This window comes from Herbaspirillum sp. SJZ107 (assembly GCF_006715485.1).
GTDB lineage: Bacteria > Pseudomonadota > Gammaproteobacteria > Burkholderiales > Burkholderiaceae_D > Telluria.
This window is the reverse complement of sequence record NZ_VFNH01000001.1, coordinates 445,916-465,351: the sequence shown is the minus strand read 5'-3', so window position 1 is coordinate 465,351 and position 19,436 is coordinate 445,916. Positions and strand designations below refer to the sequence as shown.

At 64.8% G+C, this 19,436-nt stretch carries 20 protein-coding genes; 7 read left to right on the top strand and 13 right to left on the bottom strand.

Translation table 11 applies throughout. The features are described from left to right. Positions 1 to 119: 119 nt before the first annotated feature. Together FBX97_RS02120 and FBX97_RS02115 are read right to left on the bottom strand one after the other, a co-directional pair. On the bottom strand, positions 120 to 887 hold the full coding sequence (locus tag FBX97_RS02120) for a 3-hydroxyacyl-CoA dehydrogenase (RefSeq protein WP_141828601.1): 768 nt from the start codon (positions 885 to 887) through the stop codon (positions 120 to 122). A gap of 103 nt (positions 888 to 990) precedes the next feature. Then, positions 991 to 1,746 (bottom strand): hypothetical protein, encoded by a 756-nt coding sequence (locus FBX97_RS02115; RefSeq protein WP_141828600.1) that lies wholly within the window; start codon positions 1,744 to 1,746, stop codon positions 991 to 993. A 167-nt stretch (positions 1,747 to 1,913) separates the two neighbouring features. On the opposite strand from FBX97_RS02115, the gene FBX97_RS02110 reads away from it, so the two are divergent. Continuing rightward, positions 1,914 to 3,212, top strand: a complete 1,299-nt coding sequence (locus tag FBX97_RS02110; RefSeq protein ID WP_141828599.1) for an acetyl-CoA hydrolase/transferase family protein — start codon at positions 1,914 to 1,916, stop codon at positions 3,210 to 3,212. 3 nt (positions 3,213 to 3,215) lie between these two features. On the opposite strand, the gene FBX97_RS02105 is transcribed toward FBX97_RS02110, so the two are convergent. Then, positions 3,216 to 3,407 (bottom strand): hypothetical protein, encoded by a 192-nt coding sequence (locus FBX97_RS02105; protein ID WP_141828598.1) that lies wholly within the window; start codon positions 3,405 to 3,407, stop codon positions 3,216 to 3,218. 279 nt (positions 3,408 to 3,686) lie between these two features. On the opposite strand from FBX97_RS02105, the gene FBX97_RS02100 reads away from it, so the two are divergent. Further along, positions 3,687 to 4,223, top strand: coding sequence for a thioredoxin domain-containing protein (locus FBX97_RS02100; protein WP_141828597.1), 537 nt, complete (start codon positions 3,687 to 3,689; stop codon positions 4,221 to 4,223). Between the two features lie 9 nt (positions 4,224 to 4,232). Here FBX97_RS02100 and FBX97_RS02095 read toward each other — a convergent pair whose 3' ends face one another. The 7 genes from FBX97_RS02095 to FBX97_RS02065 form a co-directional block, all read right to left on the bottom strand. Further along, positions 4,233 to 6,452, bottom strand: coding sequence for a sodium-translocating pyrophosphatase (locus FBX97_RS02095; RefSeq protein WP_141828596.1), 2,220 nt, complete (start codon positions 6,450 to 6,452; stop codon positions 4,233 to 4,235). 149 nt (positions 6,453 to 6,601) lie between these two features. Next, complete coding sequence (gene adk, locus FBX97_RS02090; RefSeq protein ID WP_141828595.1) at positions 6,602 to 7,258, bottom strand: adenylate kinase; 657 nt, start codon at positions 7,256 to 7,258, stop codon at positions 6,602 to 6,604. Positions 7,259 to 7,482: 224 nt separating this feature from the next. After that, a complete protein-coding gene (kdsB, locus tag FBX97_RS02085; protein ID WP_141828594.1) occupies positions 7,483 to 8,241 on the bottom strand; it encodes a 3-deoxy-manno-octulosonate cytidylyltransferase in 759 nt (252 codons plus the stop codon). Positions 8,242 to 8,245: 4 nt separating this feature from the next. After that, a complete protein-coding gene (locus FBX97_RS02080) occupies positions 8,246 to 8,419 on the bottom strand; it encodes a Trm112 family protein (protein WP_141828593.1) in 174 nt (57 codons plus the stop codon). After that, positions 8,400 to 9,428, bottom strand: coding sequence for a tetraacyldisaccharide 4'-kinase (gene lpxK, locus FBX97_RS02075; protein ID WP_141828592.1), 1,029 nt, complete (start codon positions 9,426 to 9,428; stop codon positions 8,400 to 8,402). Before lpxK ends, FBX97_RS02080 begins: the two co-directional genes overlap by 20 nt. A gap of 191 nt (positions 9,429 to 9,619) precedes the next feature. Beyond that, complete coding sequence (locus FBX97_RS02070; protein WP_141830789.1) at positions 9,620 to 10,072, bottom strand: biopolymer transporter ExbD; 453 nt, start codon at positions 10,070 to 10,072, stop codon at positions 9,620 to 9,622. Then, entirely contained in the window at positions 10,072 to 10,677 is a 606-nt protein-coding gene (locus tag FBX97_RS02065) for a MotA/TolQ/ExbB proton channel family protein (protein ID WP_141828591.1), read from the bottom strand. Before FBX97_RS02065 ends, FBX97_RS02070 begins: the two co-directional genes overlap by 1 nt. A gap of 1,220 nt (positions 10,678 to 11,897) precedes the next feature. Here FBX97_RS02065 and xseA point away from each other — a divergent pair. The 4 genes from xseA to FBX97_RS02045 all read left to right on the top strand — a co-directional run bounded on the left by xseA (position 11,898) and on the right by FBX97_RS02045 (position 15,694). Further along, on the top strand, positions 11,898 to 13,259 hold the full coding sequence (xseA, locus tag FBX97_RS02060; protein WP_141828590.1) for an exodeoxyribonuclease VII large subunit: 1,362 nt from the start codon (positions 11,898 to 11,900) through the stop codon (positions 13,257 to 13,259). 105 nt (positions 13,260 to 13,364) lie between these two features. Continuing rightward, entirely contained in the window at positions 13,365 to 13,943 is a 579-nt protein-coding gene (locus FBX97_RS02055; protein WP_141828589.1) for a superoxide dismutase, read from the top strand. A gap of 84 nt (positions 13,944 to 14,027) precedes the next feature. Continuing rightward, complete coding sequence (locus tag FBX97_RS02050; protein WP_185748441.1) at positions 14,028 to 14,915, top strand: glycosyltransferase family 25 protein; 888 nt, start codon at positions 14,028 to 14,030, stop codon at positions 14,913 to 14,915. 92 nt (positions 14,916 to 15,007) lie between these two features. Beyond that, a complete protein-coding gene (locus tag FBX97_RS02045) occupies positions 15,008 to 15,694 on the top strand; it encodes a response regulator (protein WP_141828587.1) in 687 nt (228 codons plus the stop codon). Between the two features lie 4 nt (positions 15,695 to 15,698). On the opposite strand, the gene FBX97_RS02040 is transcribed toward FBX97_RS02045, so the two are convergent. Together FBX97_RS02040 and FBX97_RS02035 are read right to left on the bottom strand one after the other, a co-directional pair. Next, positions 15,699 to 16,391 carry a hypothetical protein gene (locus tag FBX97_RS02040; RefSeq protein WP_255517253.1) on the bottom strand — a complete coding sequence of 231 codons (693 nt, stop codon included), beginning with the start codon at positions 16,389 to 16,391 and terminating at the stop codon, positions 15,699 to 15,701. Between the two features lie 2 nt (positions 16,392 to 16,393). Further along, on the bottom strand, positions 16,394 to 17,260 hold the full coding sequence (locus tag FBX97_RS02035; protein ID WP_141828586.1) for a MipA/OmpV family protein: 867 nt from the start codon (positions 17,258 to 17,260) through the stop codon (positions 16,394 to 16,396). A gap of 284 nt (positions 17,261 to 17,544) precedes the next feature. Here FBX97_RS02035 and FBX97_RS02030 point away from each other — a divergent pair, with 284 nt between their 5' ends. Further along, complete coding sequence (locus FBX97_RS02030; protein ID WP_141828585.1) at positions 17,545 to 18,876, top strand: ATP-binding protein; 1,332 nt, start codon at positions 17,545 to 17,547, stop codon at positions 18,874 to 18,876. A 1-nt stretch (position 18,877) separates the two neighbouring features. Here FBX97_RS02030 and FBX97_RS02025 read toward each other — a convergent pair whose 3' ends face one another. Continuing rightward, entirely contained in the window at positions 18,878 to 19,381 is a 504-nt protein-coding gene (locus tag FBX97_RS02025; RefSeq protein WP_141828584.1) for a thiol:disulfide interchange protein DsbA/DsbL, read from the bottom strand. Positions 19,382 to 19,436: the final 55 nt, after the last annotated feature.

Below are 19,436 nucleotides of genomic sequence, written 5' to 3'. Positions count from 1 at the left end.
GCCATACCACAGACCATCCTACCCGAAATTGCCAGATCGATCAGGACAAGCAATTTCCGCTGCATAAGGGTGCGTCGCGCCCGACAACGGTGCGGGCTTGCCCTGCGCGGCTGCCCTGCTTACTTGGGCTGCATGCGGATCGCACCATCCAGGCGGATGGTTTCGCCGTTCAGCATCACGTTCTCGATGATGGCTTTCGCCAGGTGTGCATACTCGGCCGGCATGCCGAGGCGCGGCGGGAACGGCACCATCTGGCCGAGCGAGTCGCGCACTTCCTGCGGCATGCCCATCAGCATCGGGGTTTCGAAGATGCCGGGAGCGATCGTCATCACGCGGATGCCGCTGCGCGACAGGTCGCGCGCCATCGGCAGCGTCAGGCCGGCCACGCCGGCCTTGGAGGCGGCATACGCCGTCTGGCCGATCTGGCCGTCGAAGGCCGCGACCGAGGCAGTATTGATGATCACGCCGCGCTCGCCGTGCTCCAGGCCATCCTGTCTGCCGATCGCGTCGGCCGCCAGGCGGCACATGTTGAAGGTGCCGACCAGGTTGATGTTGATGGCGCGCTGGAAGGCGTCCAGCGGGTGCGGGCCGTCCTTGCCGACGGTCTTGACGGCCGGCGCCACACCGGCGCAGTTGACCAGGCCGCGCAGCGGGCCCAGCGCCCGCGCCGCGGCGACCACGGCCTGGCCGTCGGCTTCCGAGGTGACGTCGCATCGGACGAACTGCGCGTTTTCTCCACCCAGTTCGGCGGCCAGGGCCGTGCCCGCGTCAAGCTGCACGTCGGCCAGCACGACCTTGCCGCCGGCTTGCACGATCATGCGCGCGGTGGCGGCGCCGAGGCCGGAAGCGCCGCCGGTCACGATGAATACATTGTTCTGGATTTGCATGCTGTCTTCTCCAAGCTCGTCGTTCTTATTGGGTTTGTTTGACGTTTACGTAAACGTCACCCTCGGATTGTAGCCAGCTTTTGCTTGGAACACCACGCATCCGTCAGAAGCATTGCACGCTGACGCCGCTCCGTGTGCACAGCCGTCCGCTGCTGCTGACGCCGGCATTGCCGGTGCCGATGCCGTTGTAGCGCCGGCCGCTGGTGTCGGTGCAGGAATTGCCCTGGCAACCGGCGATCACGCTGCGCGTCGGTCCGGACGGGCTTGGCGGCACCGCCTGGGCCGGTACCGGCACCGCGGGTGCGGCGGCCGGGCTGGCGTTCGCGTTTGCCGAGCGCAGCGGGCGCGGCGCCATCGGTTCGGCGGCCGGCTGCCAGGCGGGGCGGCGCAGGTTCGGATTGGTCGTGCGGCGCTGCGAGTCTGCCGGGTTGGCCGGCGCCGGGCGGGCCAGGCTGTCGGTTTCGTCGTGGACTTCGGCCGGGTCCTTGCGCGCCGGATCGCGCGCCCCCTGGCTGCGTGGCGCCAGCGTCGGGCCATACGAAGGGGCGGCTGCGCCGCTGCCGGCGCCACTGCGGCGGGCCTGCGCCTCGAACTGGGCCGTCTCGGACTGCGCGGTGCGGGCGGCCTGTGCGGCGGTGCTGGTTTCGTCCTCGACGGCGGCGGCGCGGTTGGCCTGCTCGGTCTTGCGGGCCTGGCGCCCAGTGGCAGCGCTCTGCTCGCTTAAAGCGGCGGACTGGGTCTGGCCCTGCCCTGCCTCGGGCGGCCGTGCAAGGGCCGGACCCGCTTGCCAGATGGCGCACAGCGCGAGCAGCACGGCGGCCGCCTTCCAGGGTGCCGTAATCGATCGTTGGGTTGCCATATCGCCTCCTGCGTCTCCGCCTGCATGTCTTGCCGCCATTATCGGACGCGGCCACGGAACCCGGCGCGCGTGTCGGATTGCTGTCGCGAATCGGTGTCGTTACGCCGGGCCATCCTGCTATGCTGGCAAAACATGCAGCATCAAAATAAAAGCCACAGGAGACAAGCATGCAAACTCTGCAGGAGATGTACCGCGCCAAACGCGGTAGCGCCGACGATGGCCTGGACCACGTGCGCGACGGCGACATGATCATCGTGCCAACCGGCGTCGGCGAACCGCCAAGCCTGCTGCACGCACTGTCGGCGCAGTGCCGGCGCTTCAACGACGTCCAGGTCGCGCAAATCCTGGCCATGCGCAAGTATGGCTACTTCGACCCCGGCTGCCGCCCCCACGTGCGCCATGCCGCGCTGTTCTTCGGCGGCGCCTCGCGCGCGGGCGGCCAGGGCGGCTGGTGCGACTTCATCCCGAATTACTTTTCCGAGATCCCGGCGCTGATCGAGCGCGGCCTGATGCCGGCCGACGTGGTGTTCGCGATGGCGTCCAGCATGAGCCCGCATGGCTACTTTGCGCTCAGCCTCGGCACCGACTACACGATGGCCGCCATCGCCAAGGCACGCGCCGTGGTGCTGGAAGTGAATCCGAACGTGCCCTTCACCCATGGCCAATGCCACGTGCACATTTCCCAAGTGACTGCGCTGATCGAAAGCGAAGAGGCGATCCTGGAAGTCGGCCTGCCCACGATCGGCCCGGTGCAGGAAGCGATCGGGAGCCTGGTCGCCGAGCAGATCGAGGATGGGTCGACGCTGCAGATCGGCTACGGCGGCATCCCGGATGCGGTGGTGATGCAGCTGACCGGCAAGCGCGACCTCGGCATCCACACCGAGATGATCGGCGACGGCATCCTGAAGCTGGTGGAATCGGGGGCGGTGAACAACAGCAGGAAGACCCTGCTGCCGGGGAAGATGGTGGCGACCTTTGCACTCGGCTCGCGCAAGCTGTACGAGTTCATGCACAACAACCCGATGCTGGAAATGCATCCGTCGAACTTCACCAACGACCCGTACATCGCCGGCCAGAACGACAAACTGGTGACGATCAACGCCAGCCTGCAGGTCGATTTGCTCGGCCAGTGCGGCAGCGAAAGCATCGGCCACCTGCCCTATTCCGGCACCGGCGGCCAGGTCGATTTCGTGCGCGCCGCCAACCGCTCGCGCGGTGGCAAGTCCTTCATCGTGCTGCCCTCGACGGCCAAGGACGGCACGATCTCGCGCATCGTGCCGACACTGGCGCCCGGCACCCATGCCACCACCAGCAAGAACGACGTCAACTACGTCGTCACCGAATGGGGCGTGGCCCAGTTGCGCGGCAAGTCGGCACGCCAGCGCGCGCAGGCGCTGATCGCGATCGCCCATCCCGACTTTCGCCCATGGCTGCGCGAGCAGGCCGACGGGATGTGCGTGTTTTAAAGCTCAGCTCGCGTGGGCCTCCACGCGGCTGCGCGCCGGCTGGCCCGCGGTGCCGTACAGCAGCAGGTTGCGGCGCAGCGCGGTCAGTTCGCTGTCGGGATCGGCCGTGGACCCGGTGGCTTCGGGCAGGCGCTCATCGTCGGGCCCGGGGCTGCGGACGCCGGGGGCGCCATGGTTCTCGTCGTAGTGCGACATGGTGAATCTCCATTTGGTTGGTAACAGGACGCGGGGCCAGACGTATTACAGGCTCGACCGATTCAGCAACCATGAGAACGGGAGCGCAGGCCGCCGCTGATGGGGATACTCTACCGCAGTTCTGCCACCCTGGGCGCAAGATTGATGCTTTTTTGACAGTAATTTCCCAGTCGAAAGCTGCGCCAGCAATCCACGCCGGCATGCCATGATGAACCCATCCGGCGGCGCATGCGCGGCATTGCGCTGCCTCATCATTCAGAATCGGATTGGAGAAAAACCATGCAACGAGTCGACGAGATCGGCAAGGACGAACACGTACGCGGCCCGCAGGATGCGGCCCTGACCCTGATCGAATACGGCGATTTCCAGTGCCCGTACTGCGCGCGGGCCCACTTCGCGCTGACGGAGCTGATGGATGAACTCGGCGACGAAGCCGGCGGCATCCGCCTGGTATACCGCCACCTTCCGCTGTCGGACCTGCACCCGCTGGCCGAGCTGGCGGCGGAAGCGGCCGAGGCCGCGGCCAGCCAGGGAAAGTTCTGGGAAATGCACGATGCGCTGTTCGAGCAGCAGAACCAGGTCGCGGACCCGCAGGACCTGGCCGTGCTGGGCGAGAGCGTCGACCTGGACGTCGACCGCTTTGCCGGCGAGGTGCAGGAACGGCGCCACCGTCAACGCGTGCAGGCCGACCTGGCGCGCGCTCGCCACGACGGCGCGGACCGCACGCCGACCTTCTTCATCAACGGCAGGCACTATCCCGGCGATTCGGACCGGGATTCGCTGGAAGCGGCCCTGCGCCAGGCCTTGCAGAAGTAAACGCGCGGATCACCGCGTGGGCGGCGCAAGCGTTGCTGCCGATTCACCGGCGGCGCTCGAGCCGTCCACCCTGCGCGCAGCGACTGCAGGCTGCGCTGGCGGTGCCGTGGCCGCTGCGGCTGCCGGGACGCTGCGGATCTGGGCCACGGCCGGTTCGGTGACGGCCAGCCAGCCACCGGCCGGCAGCAGGGGCACCAGCAGCAGCGCCACGATGTTGATGATCTTGATCAGCGGATTCACCGCCGGGCCGGCCGTGTCCTTGTAGGGGTCGCCCACCGTGTCGCCGGTGACGGCGGCCTTGTGCGCCTCCGACCCCTTGCCGCCGTAGTGGTTGTCCTCGATGTACTTCTTGGCGTTGTCCCAGGCGCCGCCGCCGGTGGTCATCGAGATCGCCACGAACAGGCCGGTGACGATGGTCCCCATCAGCAGGCCGCCCAGCGCGGCCGGTCCCAGCAGCATCCCGACCGCAACCGGCACCAGCACCGGCAGCAGCGAGGGCAGCACCATCTCGCGGATCGCCGACGCGGTCAGCATGTCGACCGCCTTGTCGTATTCCGGCTTGCCGGTGCCGGCCATGATGCCGACGATGTCGCGGAACTGGCGCCGCACCTCGACCACGACGGCCCCGGCCGCCCGTCCCACCGCTTCCATCGCCAGCGCCCCGAACAGATAGGGCACCAGGCCGCCGATGAACAGGCCGACGATCACCATCGGATTCGACAGCTCGAAGCTGATGTGGGTGCCGCGCGAGGCCAGCGCGTGCGTGTAGTCGGCGAACAGCACCAGCGCCGCCAATCCGGCCGAACCGATGGCGTAGCCCTTGGTGACGGCCTTGGTGGTGTTGCCGACGGCGTCGAGCGGATCGGTGACGGCGCGCACGTCGTCCGGCATGCCGCTCATCTCGGCGATGCCGCCGGCGTTGTCGGTGATCGGACCGTAGGCATCCAGCGCGACGATGATGCCGGCCATCGACAGCATCGCCGTGGCGGCGATCGCGATGCCGTACAGGCCGCCCATCTGGTAAGAGACCAGGATGGCCGCGCACACCACCAGCACCGGATAGGCGGTGGCCTTCATCGACAGGCCGAGGCCGGCGATGATGTTGGTGCCGTGGCCGGTGGTCGAGGCTTCGGCGATATGGCGCACGGGCTTGAATTCGGTGGCCGTGTAGTACTCGGTAATGTAGACCATCGACGCGGTCAGCACGATGCCGACCAGCGCGCAGCCCAGCATCGGCCAGCGCATGGCGTCGCTCGGCCACACCAGCCAGGTGACTGCCGCGAACCCCAGCAGCGACAGGCCGGCCGACCACCACAGGCCGGTGTACAGCGCCGACATGATCTTGTGCCCGGCCCGGTTCTTCACCAGCGAGCAGCCGACGATGGAGGCCAGGATCGAGATGCCGCCGAGCAGCAGCGGATACAGCATGGCGGCACCGCCGACGGTGACGCCGCTGGTGTCACCCGCTGCGGGCACCATCAGCGCGCCCAGCAGCATGGTCGCGACCAGGGTCACGACATAGGTTTCGAACAGGTCGGCTGCCATGCCGGCGCAGTCGCCGACGTTGTCGCCCACGTTGTCGGCGATGACGGCGGGATTGCGCGGATCGTCCTCGGGAATGCCGGCCTCGACCTTGCCGACCAGGTCGGCGCCGACGTCGGCACCCTTGGTGAAGATGCCGCCGCCGAGGCGCGCGAAAATCGAGATCAGCGAGGCGCCGAAGGCCAGCCCGACCAGCGGCTGGATGGCGTCATGGGTCGACAAGGCAGCGTCGGCGCGCGCCACCAGGAACCAGTAGAACAGCGATACCCCGAGCAACCCCAGTCCCACCACCAGCATGCCGGTGATGGCGCCGCCGCGGAAGGCGACGTTCAGTGCCTTGTCCAATCCGTTCGAGGCGGCCTGGGCGGTGCGGACGTTGGCGCGCACCGAGACGTTCATGCCGATGAAGCCGCAGGCGGCCGACAGCACGGCGCCGGCCAGGAAGCCGAATGCGGTGGCACTGCCGAGAAGGAAGAAGATGGCGACCAGCAGCACGATGCCGACGATGCCGATGGTGCGGTACTGGCGCGCCAGGTAGGCCGACGCCCCCTGCTGGATCGCCAGCGAGATTTCCTGCATGCGCCCGCTGCCGGCATCCTGCTGCAGGATCCAGCTGCGCGACCACAATCCGTACAATACCGCGATGACGCCGCACGCGACGGCGAACATGAGCTGCGTGGATGCCATTGTCGTCCTCCCTGTCTTCGATCAAGCAACACCACACGTTCGAAAGGCCGCATCCTGCCCGGCCAGCCTACCTGCGTACTGCAAAACTTTGATCCAAAAACCTGGACGGATGGCACAACGTCATCCGGCGCTTATTTTTCTATGCGAGCTTACTCCGACAGCGCGGCAAACGCGGCGTCGCGCACCTGCTCGACCGGGCCCACGCCCGTGATCTTGCGGTACTTCGGCGCGCCGGGCAGGCCCGATTGCGCCCACTTGTTGTAGTAGCCCAGCAGCACTTCGGTCTGGTTGTGATACACGGCCAGGCGCTTGGCGACGGTTTCTTCCTTGTCGTCGTCGCGCTGCACCAGCGGCTCGCCGGTGACGTCGTCGACGCCCTCGGTCTTCGGCGGGTTGAACTTGACGTGGTAGACGCGGCCCGACGCCGGGTGGCTGCGGCGGCCGGTCATGCGTTCCAGGATCATTTCGTCAGGCACGTCGATTTCCAGCACGTAGTCGATGTTCACGCCGCTGTCCTTCATGGCGTCGGCCTGCGCGACCGTGCGCGGGAAGCCGTCGAACAGGTAGCCGTTCTTGCAGTCTTCTTCCTTCAGGCGTTCCTTGACCAGGCCGATGATGATGTCGTCCGATACCAGCTGGCCAGCGTCCATCACTTTTTTCGCCGCCAGGCCGAGTTCGGTGCCGGCCTTGATCGCCGCGCGCAGCATGTCGCCGGTGGAGATCTGGGGAATGTTGTACTTTTCTTTGATGAAGTTGGCCTGGGTACCTTTACCGGCACCGGGGGCTCCTAAGAGAATGAGACGCATGAAGGATTTTCCTAATAGTTTTATAAACGACAACGGGCACCGTTATGGTGCACGGAGTGCGCGTTTGATGCTAATTCTGATGCATACTTGCCTAGCTTGACACGGAACTTACCACAAAAGCACCACTGAAAGCCACTGGCAGGGGGCGATTGATCGACCAGTTGCGCTGGCGCAGACTGGTCAGATTGGTGTTTCCAAAAGGATCAAAACCGGCAGTATCAAGTTCAGTGATTGCCCTGGTAATGCAACCGTACCCGCGCCAGGTCTTCCGGCGTGTCGACACCGGCATGGGGCGCTTCCGCGGTCACGTGCACCGCAATGGGGACGCCGTGCCATAGCACGCGCAATTGCTCCAGGGCTTCGATGGCTTCCAGTGGCGACGCTTCCAGCTGCGGGTATTGCTGCAGGAAGGCATTGCTGTACGCGTACAGGCCGATATGGCGCAGTGGCACGTAGCCGGGCGGCAAAGCCGCGCGGTCCTGTGCAAAGGCGTCGCGGTGCCAGGGGATGGTGGCCCGCGAGAAATACAGTGCCCGTCCGGCCTTGTCGAGCACGACCTTGACCACGTTCGGGTTGAAAGCGTCCTCGGCCGCCGACAGCGGATGGGCGCAGGTGGCCATCGGCACGCCGGCGCCGATGCGCGCGGCGCAGGCGGCCAGCAGCGCCGGGTCGATCAGCGGCTCGTCGCCCTGCAGGTTGACCACCACGGCCTCCGGCGCCAGCTGCAACGTGCGCGCCACCTCGGCGATGCGGTCCGTGCCCGACGGGTGGTCGGCGCGCGTCATGCAGGCTTCGATGCCATGCGCGGCGCAGGCGGCGGCGATGTCGGCATGGTCGGTGGCGACGATGATGCGCTGCGCACCGGAGGCCTGGGCGCGCTCGGCGACGCGCACGATCATCGGCTTGCCGCCGAGGTCGGCCAGGGGCTTGTTCGGCAGCCGGGTCGATGCCAGGCGTGCCGGGATGATGACGACGAAACCCATCCGCTTACAGGGTCGGCTCGACCTTGCGCGCCTGGTCGGCCCACATGATCGGGATGCCGTCGCGGATCGGATAGGCCAGGCGGTCGGGGCGGCAGGTCAGTTCCTGGGCTTTCTTGTCATATTCGAGCGGTCCCTTGCACAGGGGGCAGACCAGGATATCAAGCAGTCGGGCGTCCACGACATTTCTCCACAATTTGAGCGGCCAGGGCAGCATCGATCTGCGCCGTGACCGGGACGACCCACAGGCGCGGATCGTTGTTGATGTTTTCAAGTTGCCGACATTTTACTGCATCCTTCTCGGTGACCAGGATCACATCGGCGGAAACCCCGCGGAAGGGATCGTCCAGGAAGTCATGGTGATCGGGCAATGGCATCTCCTCGATCTGCAATCCGTGGGCGCGCAGCATGCCGAAGAAACGTCCCGGATTGCCGATGCCGGCCGCGGCCAGGATGCGCTGCCCCCTGAATGCCGCCAGCGGCTGGCGCCGGCCGGGCGCCCGCAGCGCTTCGGCCACGCCGCCGTCGAGGCGCATCTGGAATGCCCTGCCCCCGACCGCCGCCGCCAGCCCCGGCGTCAGGTCCGGCGTGTTCACCACCGTGAAATCGCGCCGGCGCGACGGCGGCTCGCGCAGCGGCCCGGCCGGCAGGGTCCAGCCGTTGCCGACGCCGCGGCCGTCGAACAGCACGACTTCGACGTCGCGCCGCAGCGCGTAATGCTGCAGGCCGTCGTCGGCGATCAGGACGTCGACCTCGGGGTGCAATGCCAGCAGGCGCCTCCCGGCGGTGGCGCGGCGCCGGCCGACCACCACCGGGCAGCCGGTGCGGGCGGCGATCAGCAGCGGCTCGTCGCCGACCTCGCCCGCGCGCGCGGCCGGCGTCACCTCGCGCGCTTCGCTTTCCGCACTGCCATGGCCGCGTGAAATCACTCCAGGCCGGAAGCCGGCCGCCTGCAGCTGTTCGGCCAGCCAGATCGTCAGCGGGGTCTTGCCAGTTCCGCCGATAAAGATATTGCCGACCACGATGACCGGGACCGGCAAGCCTTCGGATGCCAGCAGGCCGGCGCGGAACAGGGTCGCACGCGCGGCGGAGAGCAGGCGGAACAGCAGGGACAGCGGCCACAGGGCCAGGGCCAGCGGGCCGCGCCGGAGCCAGGCGCGGGTGAGCGTGGATTCGAGGGAGGATGCCATCTGAGGTGTTATTACAATAACTTGAAACGCGTTAGCTTGTTGACGTTCGCTTGCCCAAAAACGTCGTCCCCGCGAAGGCGGGGATCCAGGTTTGCAAGCGTCTCGGCAGCGCAAACAGAACTTGGATCCCCGCCTGCGCGGGGACGACGTCAATGAATGACGCGGGTATTCGGACGTTTCGACTTCTGTTGCTACTTCTGCCCACCCGTCTGCGCCGCAAACGTCAGCTTGTCATACCCCGCCATGCGCGCCGCTTCCAGCACATTGATCACCATCTGGTGCATCGCAAACTGGTCGGCATTGACGATGACCACCGGATCGCGCGCCGGGGTCGCCAGCGGCTGGCCATCCGGACCGGTGGCGGCGGCGCGCTTCAGGTCGTCGGCCAGGCCGGCCACGCCGTGGAAGGAGACCGGCACGTTATTCACCGTGTAATTGCCCTTGGCATCGACGGTGACGTTGATCTCGAAAGGCTTCTCGATCGCCTTTTCGGCATCGGCGGTCGGCAGCGTGATCTGCAGCTCGGTGAACTTGCTGTAGGTAGTCGTGACCATCAGGAAGATCAGCACCACCAGCAGCACGTCGATGAACGGGATCAGGTTGATCTCCGGATCCTCGCGTTTGCGGCCGCGGCGAAAGTCCATCATTTGCGTGCACCGTGGACGACGTCGACGAATTTCACGGCCTGCAGCTCCATGTCGATGATGAAGCTGTCGACCAGCGCGCGGAAGTGGCGGTAGAAGACCAGTGCCGGCATCGCGATCGCCAGGCCGAAGCCGGTGTTGTACAGCGCCACCGAAATGCCGTGCGCGAGCTGGGCCGGGTTGGTACCGCTGGCGTTCTGGGCGCCGAAGATCTCGATCATGCCGACCACGGTGCCGAACAGGCCCATCAGCGGCGCCAGCGAGGCGATGGTGCCCAGCGTGGTCAGGAAACGTTCGAGCACGTGCGCCACCCCCCTGCCCGCTTCTTCGATCGATTCCTTCATCACGTCGCGCGGCGCATCGACGTTGCGCAGGGCGGCGGCCAGCACGGCGCCGAGCGGCGAATTCTGTTGCAGCTTGTCGATAATATCCGGAGTGACTTTTCCACTGCGATAGACCTGGATGACTTCATCGAGCAGCTGGCGCGGCAGGATCTTTTCGCGGCGCAGGTAGATCAGGCGTTCGATGATGAGCGCCAGAGCAATGATCGAGGCAATCAACAACAACCAGATGGGCCAGCCGGCGGCCTGGAGAATGGCGAGCAAATGGAACTCCTGGGATAAGAAAAATACAACAGATCAGGGGATACGTTGGGAATTGCGCAATGTAACGTGTTGCTCGTTTTGCGGCAAGTAGAGTTCTTCACACTTTCTGTGGATAAAAGTGTGCGCAATGGCGCCCCCCGGATGCAAGTGCTTTGATTCTTAAAGGATATTTCCTCATGCGCAAAAAGTCATCACGGGCGCAGTGTGTTTCCTTCTGACAAATCCAAGACGGCTGAGCCTGGCTGAGTTGCTCACAATTTCTGTGGATAAATTTGTGCGGAACAAGGCCTTTTCGGCTTAAGCTATTGATTCCTATAGGAAAATTAAAAAGATTAAAAATGAAGCAGCCTTGCGCTGTGTCAAACCACTCATCTTCAAACGATGTTTCTGCACATTTTTTGTGGACAAAATTGTGCGCAAGCGAACACGGCAACATTCAAGCCATTGATTTTAAATAGAAAAGTTATCAAGCCTAATTTTTAATCAGCACCTTTCCGCGCGCCTTGACCATGACTTTGCACACAAACTGTGGAAAACAATGTGAGCAAAAGGCGGGGGCAAAGCTCAAGTACCTGATTCCATTCGAAAAACCTATGCAAGCTCAATTTTTAGGCAAACCCGGCCAGACGCGTGGCCGGCGCCTGTCCAGCCTGGCAGATCGGCTATCGAGCACAGCTTGCTGGTATAGTGCCACCCTTTGCTGCCCACGATCTATGCATCACGCGTTCTGCACAAATTTTGTGGAAAAGATTGTGAGCAAGGACCTTGATCAATATCAAAGTCTTTGAATTTAAACAGGAATTGCTGACTGCGCCTTTTTTGAGCACGCCACGCTGGCCGTGGATATATGTTGGCGAACACCGGACAATGCCGCGTGGGTGCCAAGGTGTGCACATAAATTGTGGAAAACAATGTGAGCAAGGATGCGAAGTGGCACCTAAGTCCTTGATTGCTTAAGGAAAACTTTTGCAAGCCTTGTTTTTAGGCAGCCAGGTTTATCCACTTCCTCACAATTTCTGTGGATAAGATTGTGGCCAAGTCCACGCAGGTGGGCGGAAGCCTTTGATCCGTAAGGAAATTTTGTTTCTGCATCGAAATCAGGCAGCAGACTTTTTCATTAAAAATCAAACGTTTACAAAAACTACCTTCGGTAGTACTGCAGATATAAAATCGATAACACTTCTGCCGGGTTTTGTGGACAGTTCCTATAGCTCATCCATATGTTCAGTAACGACGACGCCGATCCCGCCTATACCGCCCCACCCGTGCTGAGCGTGACTGCGCTCAACCAGCAAGTCGCGCGCCTGCTCGAGCGCAGCTTTCCGCTGGTCTGGATCGGCGGCGAAATCTCGAATTTCACGCGCGCCGCATCGGGCCACTGGTACTTCACGCTGAAGGACGATGCGGCCCAGGTGCGCGCCGTGATGTTCCGCGGCCGTGCCCAGTACGCCGGCTTCACGCCGCGCGAAGGCGACAAGGTCGAGGTGCGCGCCCTGGTCACGCTGTACGGCGCGCGCGGCGATTACCAGATCAACGTCGAGGCGATCCGCCGGGCCGGCGTCGGCGCGCTTTACGAAGCCTTCCTGCGCCTGAAGGAAAAGCTGACCGCGCAAGGCCTGTTCGACCAGGAGCGCAAGCGTCCGCTGCCGCTGTTCGCGCGCAGCGTCGGCATCGTCACCAGCCCCCAGGCGGCGGCCTTGCGCGACGTGCTGACCGCCCTCAAGCGCCGCGCGCCGCACGTGCGCATCGTGCTGTACCCGGCGCCGGTGCAGGGCCAGGGTGCGGCCGAGAAGATTGCCGACGCCATCCAGACGGCATCGCGCCGCGCCGAGGTCGACGTGCTGATCGTCGGCCGCGGCGGCGGCTCGATCGAAGACTTGTGGAGCTTCAACGAAGAAGTGGTGGCGCGCGCGATCGTCGGCGCCAGCATGCCGGTGATCTCGGGCGTGGGCCACGAGACCGATTTCACCATCGCCGACTTCGCCGCCGACCTGCGCGCGGCGACGCCGACCGCTGCCGCCGAGCTGGCGGTGACGCCCCGCGCCGACTGGCTGAACTCGCTCTCGGCCGATGCCGGCGACCTGCGCCGCGCGATGGAGCGCGTCCTCGGCGACGCCGGCCAGAACCTGGATAACCTCAGCCGCCGGCTGCTCAGCCCATCGAGCCAGATCGAGCACCAGCGCCTGAAACTTCTTGGCATGGCCAGCACTCTGACCCATGCGGTGCGCGGTCCGCTCAACCGCCAAAGCGTGATGCTGGCCCAGCTGCAGCAGCGCTGGGCGCGCCATCGTCCGGATTCGCGGGCCATGCGCACCCAGCTCGCCTCCGAACAGCGCCACCTGGTCGCCAGCATGACGGGCCAGCTGCGTGCGCGGCGCGAGGCGATGGCGGCGCTGGCGGCCCAGCTCGAACTGCTGAACCCGCAGCGCACGCTGGAACGCGGCTATGCCATCGTCAGCAATGCCAAGGGCAAGGTGCTGCACGCCCCTGGCCAGATCAAGCCGCGCGACGTGTTGCGGGTACGGCTGGCCGAGGGCAGCGTCGAGATCGGCGTGTCCGGCGTGCAGGACGTGCTCGATTGAAGACTTGACTAAATAGCAGGCTCGACATGCATCGATATGTTATCCGGTTTAGAATAAGCGCCGATTCGGAACATTACCGTTTCTAACTAATCAAAGGAACAAGACATGGAACATACTCTGCCGCCGCTGCCGTATGCCAAGGACGCCCTCCAGCCGACCATGTCGGCTGAAACCCTGGAATACCACTACGGCAAGCACCACCAGGCTTACGTCACCAACCTGAACAACCTGATCAAGGGCACCGAGTACGAAAACATGCCCCTGGAAGAGATCATCAAGAAATCGCAGGGCGGCGTGTTCAACAACTCGGCCCAGGTGTGGAACCACACCTTCTTCTGGAACTGCATGTCGCCGAACGGCGGCGGCGCGCCGACCGGTCCGGTCGCCGATGCGATCAACGCCAAATGGGGTTCGTTCGACAAGTTCAAGGAAGAGTTCCAGAAGTCGGCCGTGAGCAACTTCGGTTCGGGCTGGACCTGGCTGGTGAAGAAGACCGACGGCACCGTCGACATCGTCAACACCTCGAACGCGGCCACCCCGCTGACCACCGAGAACAAGGCCCTGCTGACCGTCGACGTCTGGGAGCACGCCTATTACATCGACTACCGCAACGCTCGTCCGAAGTTCGTCGAATCGTGGTGGAACATCGTCAACTGGGACTTCGTGAACCAGAACCTGGCGTAATCGTCGGATGCCAATGCCAGCCTGATCTGGCATGCCGATCGCCTGCGGCCCGCTCATGCGGGCCGTTTTCTTTCCGGGAGAGTATTGACTATAATAAGCGCGCTTCGGCGTAAGCACGCCGCACAACGTCGTCTGCCTACGTTGTCTTCCAGTCCAGCATTCCTCCCGCTTTTCATCGTGACCACTCCGGAAAATATTCATACTTTCATCATCAGCCTTCCCAAGGACAAGCACCGCCGCGAATACCTGGGCGGGCAGCTGGATGCACTGAACATGCCGTACACGGTGCTGGAAGCAGTCAACGGCAAAGCCCTGTCGGCCGAGGAACTGGCGCTGGCCTACGATCCGAAAAAGGCAGTCCGCCTGTTCAACCGCGAACTCTCGAAAGGCGAAATCGGCTGCACGCTCAGCCACGTCAGCATCTACCGGAAGATGGCCGCCGAGAATCTTCCGCACGCGCTGGTGCTGGAAGACGATGCCAAGATCCTGGAAGACGACCTGGCGGCAACGCTGTCGAAGCTGGCGCAGCTGTACCCGGCCGACGTTCCGGTCGCCGTCATGCTGATCCATGTGAAGCGGGTCGACGCCAACTCCCGCGTGCCGCTGGATGCGAAGCATGACGTGTACGACGCCTACCGCGGCGTGCACACGCACGGTTACTTCATTACCCGGGCGGCTGCGGAAATTCTGGCGCAGAAGCTTTATCCGGCTTATGTCGTTGCCGACAAATGGGAATATTTCCAGGAGAATTTCATTGACGTGAAATGCTTGGTGCCGTATCCGGTGGGCCTGACCGAGGCCGCGCAGTCGTCCAGCATCGAAGCCATGGGCGTGCGCGAGAAAAAACTGACCGACGGCAGCAATTACGGCTATTACCTCAGAAAGATGTTCCGGCAACTGGTGTACCTGGTGCGCTCCCGTCCATTCATCCGGATCGAACACAAAGGCCGCTCCGAACTGGACCCGCTGTAGGCTGTCACCAAATGTATTGAATTGTCGTACAGGTCACATATTGTTCGCCGAGTCTGGCTGCTCTTATAAAATACCCGCCGGAGGTGACAATCATGTATCGCGTATTGCTGGTGGAAGACGATCCGCGCCTGGCGGAACTGGTGACGGAGTATTTGTCCGGCTATGAATTCACGGTCGAACTGGCGACCCGCGGCGACGTCGCGCTCGACAGCTTCAAGGCCGGCAAGCCCGACATCGTCGTGCTCGACCTGATGTTGCCCGGCATGGACGGGATGGTCGTGTGCCGCCAGATCCGCGACATCTCCGAAGTGCCGATCCTGATCCTGACCGCGCGCGAAGATACCTATGACGAAGTCTCGGGCCTCGAACAGGGCGCGGACGACTTCGTCAACAAGCCGGTCCAGCCGCGCGTCCTGCTGGCACGCCTGCGCGCGCTGCTGCGCCGCTCCCAGCCCAAGGCGGCCGGCGACAGCCGCGTGCTCGAGTTCGGCGCGCTGCGCATCGTCACCACCGACCGCAGCGTCAGCTGGCGCGGCGAGCCCTGTGTGCTCAGCAATACCGAATACAAGCTGCTGCTGGTGCTGGCCGAGGCCGCCGGACGCGTGCTGTCGCGCGACGAGCTGCTGAAGAAAATGCGCGGCATCGAGTTCGATGGGCTGGACCGGAGCATCGACAACAGCATCTCCAAGCTGCGCCGCAAGTTCGACGATACGGTGTCGGAAAAGATCAAGACGGTGTGGGGCGAGGGTTATCTGTTTTCGCCTTCGGCGTGGAACTGAGACCTCACTCGAACACCGGCAAGATCGCCAGCGGCACGCTGTCCGTCAGCACCTGCCCGCGCTCGCTCCCGAAGCGGTAGATCACGGTCGGCAAGCCCTGCTCGGCCACGCCCGGCGCCGCCGGCAGCACGTCCTCGCTCCCGCCCTCGGGCCGCCAGTGCGCCCCGCCCTCGCCTTTTTTGCCGAACACGAAGCGCGTGCCGACGCACTGGCGGCTGCGCTGCGAAGCGTCGACGTAGCGCGCGAAGCCGAGCGCCTGGGCGCAGGCGCTGCGCAGGTCGGCGCTGTCGTAGACGCCGTCGGCGCGGATGGCGATGCTGACCTGGGGGCGCAGCGCGAACGGGATCCCCTTGCGGTTCAGCACCAGCGCCGCGTTGTCGTCGTAGGCCGCTTTCTGCAGCGGCAGCGGCGTGCGCCCGAGCGGATCGAGCGGCAGGTGCAGCTGGGTGGTCTTGCCGGCCAGCGTCAGCTGCAGGCCGTCGCCGAGGACGGCCGCGCCGCGCGGCAGCACTTGCAGCTGGCTCTGCAGGAAGTGCTTGGGGCCGCCATATTTCTCGAACACGACCATGGCGCGGTAGGCGTCGCGGTAGCTGGCCCACTCGCCATCCTGCAGCTGCGCGTGCGCCTGGCCGGCCGCCAGCAGCAGCGGCAGCGCGGCGGCAGCGACGGTAGCGAGGGAAAGCCGTACGGTGCGCATCGTCAGAAGCGGTAAGCGATGGCGGCCGAGACCGTCACATTGGTGGGCCGCTCGACGAGCGGGCTCTTGGCGGCATCGCCCAGCAGGCGCTTGACCTGCAGGTTCGAGGTCAGCATCCACGACGGCGTCCAGGCCCAGGTCCAGCGCGCCCCGACGTGGACGTCCTGGAGGCCGCCGCCCGGCCGGTAATAAGCAAAACGGCTGCGCTCCGCTTCTGCCTGCGTCACCCCGAACCAGGTGGCATTGTCCTTGCGGTTGACCAGGGTCAGGCCGGCCGCCAGCGACAGGGTGTGATGTTCGGCGACCGGGGCGGCCAGGCGCTGCACGCCCAGCTGCACGCGCACGCCGTCGTGGTCCCTGCCTGAACCGGCCAGCGCGGACCCGGTGAGGCGCCAGTCGGGCGCCAGGTAATAGTTGGCGAAGGCGCCGGCCTGCAGGCGGGTATCGATCTCGTCCATGCCGCCGAGGCGCTGGCCGCGCAGCATCAGCTGCTTTTCGATGGGATTGACGAGCACGAAGCTGGTGGTCTCGACGACGCTGCCGATGCCGTTGCCGCTGCCGCGTTCGTCGCGGCCCGGCAACACCGCCAGTAGCGGACCGAACTCGAAAGTCGGCGAATCGGACAGGTGCATGCCTGCGCTCATGCCCGAAACGAAGATGCCATTGCTCCACTGGACCTGTAGCACGGGCAAGGCCCTGACCTTGCGGCTGCCGGTGCCGTCGTAGCGCGGCGCCGATTGCGCGCCGAGGCCGACGTACATGTCGCGGCTGCCGTCCGGCATCGGATTGCGCGCCGGCGTCTGGGCCCAGCCCGGGACACAGGCGGCGCTGCAGGCAATGCCGAGGACGAGGCGCAGGAGGTGGTTCATGTCGAGATGAAGAGATTCGGAAAGACAATATTCTACGTGCTTGTTTTCCCGCCTCCCATATCTCGATGCTGTATCCAGCTGGAATAAAAAAACCCACCCTCACTCGCGCTTCAGGTGGGCAAACGGAAACCTGATGCATTCGCATCGTACGCAAGGCAAGTGCAGCAATCACCCGCGAAATGTCGAGCGATTGTCGTCAATTTGTAAATGCCTACTTTTTGCAATTACTCCTATACAATCTCGCGGATGCGCATGACCCCTTCAACCGCCAACGGCAGCGCGGCGTGAACCGCCTGTTCTTCCGCTTCTTCGTGCTCGTGATGCTGTCGATCACGGCGGCGACCTTCGTCATCTACTTTGTCTTTGCGCGCCTGTTCGGCGATCCGCTGGAAGACATCGCGCGGCGCCAGGCCTCGGCCCAGATCTTCCTGATCGAGCAGTACGTCGACCAGGCCGCGGCCGACGAATGGCTGGGCCGCCTGAACAAGGTGCGCGAGGTGTCGAGCGCGCACTTCGACCTGGTGCCGCTGGCGCAGGCGCGCGCCGCCCTGGCCGCGCGCCAGCATGCGGCGCTGGCGCGCGGCGAGATCGTCCTCGATCCGGCCCAGCGCGCCTTCTACCGGCGCGTCGATACCGCCGGCAAGCGCTACGTCGGCAGCGAGGACGAGGTGATCCGCGCCTGGAACCTGCCGATCGACCTGGAACAGGCGCTGGCGATGGAAGTGCTGCGCTACGTGATCGTGGCGCTGGCGCTGCTGGTGCCGATCGCGCTGTGGTCGCGCGCGCACTGGAAGGCCTTGCAGTCGCTGTCGCACGTGGCCGACGAGTTCGGTGCAGGCCGGCTGTCGGCGCGGGCGCAGCTGCAGCCGGCCGATGCGGTCTACCCGCTGGCCGAGCGCATCAATGCGATGGCGGAGCGCATCCAGGGCTTGCTGGAAGCGCAGAAGAACCTGCTGCATTCGGTGTCGCACGAATTGCGGACGCCGATCGCACGGCTGGAGTTCGGGCTGGAGCTGCTGGCGGAACGGGCTGCGGACCCTGGCGCCGGTGGTCCGGCCCATGCCGCGGCCCTGGTCAAGCGTATCGGCGCCATGGGCGGCGACCTGGCCGAGCTGAACGAACTGGTCAACGAGCTCCTGTCGATGAGCAAGCTGGACAATGCTGGCGCCGCGCAGCGCCTGCCCTTCGAACTCGCCGCCATGCTGCAGGAATGTGCCGACGGCATGCATCCGCGCCCGCAGCAACTGGATTGCGAGGTCGACGCCGGCCTGAGCAGCATCGACGGCGACCGCCGCCTGCTGGCGCGCGCGGTCGGCAACCTGCTGCGCAATGCCGAGAAGTACGCGGCGCGCCAGGTGCTGCTCAGTGCGCGCCCCCTCGATGGCCGGGTCGAGATCGCGGTCGAGGATGACGGCCCGGGCATTCCCGACGACGAAGCCGAGCGCGTGTTCGAACCCTTCTACCGGCTCGACCGCAGCCGCGACCGCGCCACCGGCGGCTTCGGCCTCGGGCTGTCGATTGCGCGCAAGGCGGTGCTGCTGCATGGCGGCACCCTGCACGTCGAACGCAGCGCACTCGGCGGTGCGCGTTTCGTGGTGGAGCTGCCGCTGTCCTGAGTTATTTCGACTGGGCTGCCTTGTCGACCAGCACCGTGGCCACCTGCAGCGTCGCATCGAACAGCGCCGCGCGATCGCGCGGCGCGAGCTTGGCACCGACCGCCGCCGGCGAGGTCATGTAGCGCCCGTCGATCACCAGCGCCGGCGCCGAATCGATGCCGTAGGCGGCAGTGATCCTGGCCAGCTGGCGCAGCTTGGTGTTGACGCCGAAGGAATTCCAGGCATTCAGGAAAGTCGCGCGGTCGATGCCGTTCTTCGCCACCCAGTCGATGATGGCCTCGTCCTTGTTCAGGCGGATGCGGTCGACGTGCACGGCCTTGAAGATCTTCGCGTGCATCTGGTCGACCTTGCCCAGCGCTTCCAGGGTCAGGTACAGGTGGGCTTCAGGGTCGTTGGGGCCGGTGTACGGGAAGTGCACGCGGCGCACGACGATGCGGTCGCCTTGCTGGCGGATCCAGTTCTCGAAGCCCGGCTCGAGTGCATTGCACACCCTGAAGGGTAGCATTGTTTCCAGGAGATATTTACTTAATGGAAACTTAAAGCCAAACTGAAGATGAGCG

Coding starts and splice junctions, on each gene's coding strand:
- kdsB (WP_141828594.1), bottom strand. CDS start 8,241: ATGGGTTTCGTCGTCATCATCCCGGCACGCCTGGCATCGACCCGGCTG.
- FBX97_RS02100 (WP_141828597.1), top strand. CDS start 3,687: ATGCAACGAGTCGACGAGATCGGCAAGGACGAACACGTACGCGGCCCG.
- xseA (WP_141828590.1), top strand. CDS start 11,898: ATGTTCAGTAACGACGACGCCGATCCCGCCTATACCGCCCCACCCGTG.
- FBX97_RS02045 (WP_141828587.1), top strand. CDS start 15,008: ATGTATCGCGTATTGCTGGTGGAAGACGATCCGCGCCTGGCGGAACTG.
- FBX97_RS02055 (WP_141828589.1), top strand. CDS start 13,365: ATGGAACATACTCTGCCGCCGCTGCCGTATGCCAAGGACGCCCTCCAG.
- FBX97_RS02115 (WP_141828600.1), bottom strand. CDS start 1,746: ATGGCAACCCAACGATCGATTACGGCACCCTGGAAGGCGGCCGCCGTG.
- FBX97_RS02040 (WP_255517253.1), bottom strand. CDS start 16,391: ATGCGCACCGTACGGCTTTCCCTCGCTACCGTCGCTGCCGCCGCGCTG.
- FBX97_RS02120 (WP_141828601.1), bottom strand. CDS start 887: ATGCAAATCCAGAACAATGTATTCATCGTGACCGGCGGCGCTTCCGGC.
- FBX97_RS02025 (WP_141828584.1), bottom strand. CDS start 19,381: ATGCTACCCTTCAGGGTGTGCAATGCACTCGAGCCGGGCTTCGAGAAC.
- adk (WP_141828595.1), bottom strand. CDS start 7,258: ATGCGTCTCATTCTCTTAGGAGCCCCCGGTGCCGGTAAAGGTACCCAG.
- FBX97_RS02105 (WP_141828598.1), bottom strand. CDS start 3,407: ATGTCGCACTACGACGAGAACCATGGCGCCCCCGGCGTCCGCAGCCCC.
- lpxK (WP_141828592.1), bottom strand. CDS start 9,428: ATGGCATCCTCCCTCGAATCCACGCTCACCCGCGCCTGGCTCCGGCGC.
- FBX97_RS02095 (WP_141828596.1), bottom strand. CDS start 6,452: ATGGCATCCACGCAGCTCATGTTCGCCGTCGCGTGCGGCGTCATCGCG.
- FBX97_RS02035 (WP_141828586.1), bottom strand. CDS start 17,260: ATGAACCACCTCCTGCGCCTCGTCCTCGGCATTGCCTGCAGCGCCGCC.
- FBX97_RS02110 (WP_141828599.1), top strand. CDS start 1,914: ATGCAAACTCTGCAGGAGATGTACCGCGCCAAACGCGGTAGCGCCGAC.
- FBX97_RS02070 (WP_141830789.1), bottom strand. CDS start 10,072: ATGGACTTTCGCCGCGGCCGCAAACGCGAGGATCCGGAGATCAACCTG.